Here is a 3,092-nt window from a genome sequence, read left to right on the forward strand (position 1 = left end):
CCCCCCCCCCCCCCCCCCCCCCCCCCCCCCCCCGGGGCCGGCGGCCGGGGAGTCGCTCCCCGGCCCGGCGGACCTGTGGGCCGCGCTCGCGGCCGATCCGGTCGTGGTGCTCATGAGTCCTACTTCAGGAGGTTCTCGACCTGGGACTGCGCGCTGTCCGCGGCAGACTTCGGCGAGGCCTTGCCCTGGTCCACCGAGCCGAGGGCGTCGTCGACCTTGGAGGTGATCTCCGTCAGGTTGGCCAGGGTCGGTGCGGCCTTGGCGGTCTCCATCTGCTTGAGGAAGACCTGCAGGTCGGGGCTCTGGGCAAGGTCACCGGAGTCCCAGGCGGCCTTGTTGGCCGGAAGGTCGGCGGTGAGCTTGTACCACTCGGCCTGCCCCTCGGCGCCGGTCAGGTACCGGATGAACTCCTGCGCAGCGGCCTTGTGCTCGCTGTCCTTGGAGACGACGAGGCTGGAGCCGCCCGCCATCGAGGTGGACGACTGGTCGGCCGGGACGGGGGCCACCGCCCACTTGCCGTTCAGCTGCGGGTACTGCTGCTGCAGGATGCCCATGTGCCAGGGGCCGGAGAAGAACATCGGCACGACGCCGGTGTTGAAGTCCTTGGTGACGTCGTAGCCGGGCGCCACGCTCTTGCGGGACAGGCCCTTGGAGAAGAAGCTGCCGTAGTAGTCGAAGGCCTTGACAGCGGCGGGAGTGTTGACGGCCGCCTTGCCGTCGTCGTCGACGATGGCGCCGCCCGCGGAGTACAGGAACGGGTAGAAGCTCTGGACGGTGTCCAGGCCGCTCGACTGCAGGTAGATGCCCCACTTCGAGCCGGCCTTCTTCTGGAGGGCCGCGGCGTCCTCCTGCAGTTCCTGCCAGGTGGCCGGGGGCTGGGTGATACCGGCCTTCGCGGCGAGGTCCTTGCGGTAGTACAGGACGCGGGTGTCGACGTACCAGGGCACGCCGTAGGCGGTGCCGTCGGCCACGCCCTGGTCCCAGCCGGCCTTGAAGAAGTCGTCCTGCTTGAAGGCCTTGGTGTCGACCGGCTCCAGGACACCGAGGTCGGCGAACTCGCCGAGGTAGGTGCCGCCCATCTGCGCGATGTCCGGCAGCGTCCCGGCGGCCGCTGCGGAGACCAGCTTCTGGTGGGCGACGTCCCAGCCGACCGGGGTCACCTTGACGGTGATGTTCGGGTGCGCCCTCTCGTACTCCTTGGCGACCTCGCCCAACTTCTCGCCCTCGGTGCCCATGCCCCACACGGTCAGCGTCTGCTTCTGGTCAGCCGCGGCCTGCTTGCCGCCACCGGAACTGCCGCAGGCGGTGGCGGCAAGGGCGGTCGTCGCCAGCACGAGGGCGACTGCTGAGTTTCTGACGGCTCGCTGCATGAGCGGGCTCCTCCTTGAGCACTCGGTTCATGTATGCGCTTACAGGAAGCGCATACATGAACCTTTACCCAGCTGCCCGATGTGATGCAAGAGGGGACTTGGTCACACTCCCGTAACGGGGTCGACATGCACAGTCCGGGCCGATATGGCTCGACGCGACGCGGACGGCCACTACGCAGGGGGGCCGCACACCGTCGTCAGCATGTCGTGTCCGGCGGTTCCAGCCGGCGTGCCGCCGCACCCGCAACTCGCCCGGCGCACCACGGTGACCGGCAGCACAACAGACCGGGGGGCCTCGTCCCTCCCGCCGTTGAGGCGCCGTACCAATTGCTCCACGGCCTCCTCCCCGAGCTGTACCATAGGCTGCCGCACCGTGGTGAGTGAGGGCCGCACCATACGGCTCAAGGGAATACCGTCGAAACCGGTCACCGCCATGTCCTCGGGCGCCCGGATGCCGCGGCGCTCCAGGGCGTGCAAGGCCCCGACCGCCATCTGGTCGTTCGCGAAGAGGACCGCCTGCGGCAGTTCACCGCCGCGGTCCAGCAGTGCCTCGACCGCGCGACCACCTTCGGCCTGGGTCATGGGGTCGACCCGCAGATCGGGGTCGGCGCCCACAGGGACACCGGCCGCCCGGCAAGCGTCCCGGAAGCCGTGGAACCGGGCCTCTGCATCAGGCGAGTCCACCCCTCCGACGAAGGCCAGCCGTCGCATGCCGTGATCCTCTATGAGGTGGCGGGTGAGTTCACGCTGCCCGTCGCGGTTGGCGACCTCGATGTGGTCAAGATGGTCCAGTTGCGCGCCCTCGCGAGGGCCGGCAATCATCACCACCGGCTGCCGCCGAAAGATCGTCTCCAGCTCCTCGGTCGGAACGGTTCTCGCCAGCACGGCCAATCCGTCGACCCGACCCGCCACCTTTGCCACCAGACTCTCCGGACCGCCCTGCAGTGAGGCTGCGATCAGCAGCGCGAAGCCGTGCCGCCGGGCGGCACGCTCCATGCCGCGGATGATCTGGTCGGAGTAGAGCATGGCGACGTCCTCCTCGGCGTCGCCCGTCGCGATCGCGGCGTCCGGATCTGAGTAGTCCGGGAAGCACAGCCCGAGCACCCCAGTGGAGCGGCTGGCCAGCCCTCGGGCGTTGCCGCTCGGCACATAGCCGAGTTCCCGGGCGACCACGAGTACTCGCTCACGGGTCTGCGCGCGCACCGAGTCCGGGTTGCGGTAGACCCGCGAAACGGTGGCGATCGAGACGCCCGCCCGGTGGGCGACGTCGTAGACGGTGGGGACTGTGCTCACTGAGGGGACCCCGGATTTCTCGTGTGCGGCTGTCAGAGGTGCCGACACTGACTGAAAGCGCATTCACATTAGGCGCACACCCGCCATGGGAGCAAGCCGCCACATACGGGGACCAACCCCGCGGGTGACGCTCGGAGGGGGGCTTGTTGGTGTACGGGCTGACGGCTGACCTGGTGTGTTGCTGTTTGGCTGAGAGGCCCGGTTGGCTGTTCGCGCGGGGCGTTCGGGGTGTGTGAGCTGGGGTTGTGTCTTCTCCTTGTCGCCACCCAGAAGAGCTGACTACCGGGGATCGCTGTGAACGGCTGTTGCGCACTTTGAGTGGTTGATCGTTTTTCTCTCTGAGGCTGTTTTTCTGCGTACTCGTGGTTGCTGGCCGGTCTTGCGCTGGGCGTCACTGCTGATGAGGTGGGCTGACCTTGGTGTGCCTTC

At 68.4% G+C, this 3,092-nt stretch carries 2 protein-coding genes; both read right to left on the minus strand.

Going from position 1 to position 3,092, the window contains the following annotated elements:
* Window positions 1-119 precede the first annotated feature (119 nt).
* Window positions 120-1,370: a sugar ABC transporter substrate-binding protein gene (locus tag ACRWNP_RS36960; RefSeq protein WP_431969368.1), complete on the minus strand. Its 1,251-nt coding sequence runs from the start codon at window positions 1,368-1,370 to the stop codon at window positions 120-122.
* A 171-nt stretch (window positions 1,371-1,541) separates the two neighbouring features.
* Window positions 1,542-2,663, minus strand: coding sequence for a LacI family DNA-binding transcriptional regulator (locus tag ACRWNP_RS36965; RefSeq protein WP_431969370.1), 1,122 nt, complete (start codon window positions 2,661-2,663; stop codon window positions 1,542-1,544).
* Between the last annotated feature and the right edge of the window lie 429 nt (window positions 2,664-3,092).

It is taken from the genome of Actinacidiphila sp. bgisy160 (assembly GCF_965342435.1).
Classification (GTDB): domain Bacteria; phylum Actinomycetota; class Actinomycetes; order Streptomycetales; family Streptomycetaceae; genus Actinacidiphila.

Bases quoted from the DNA above. Each gene is read 5' to 3' on its own strand.
- ACRWNP_RS36960 (WP_431969368.1), bottom strand. From the start codon at position 1,370: ATGCAGCGAGCCGTCAGAAACTCAGCAGTCGCCCTCGTGCTGGCGACG.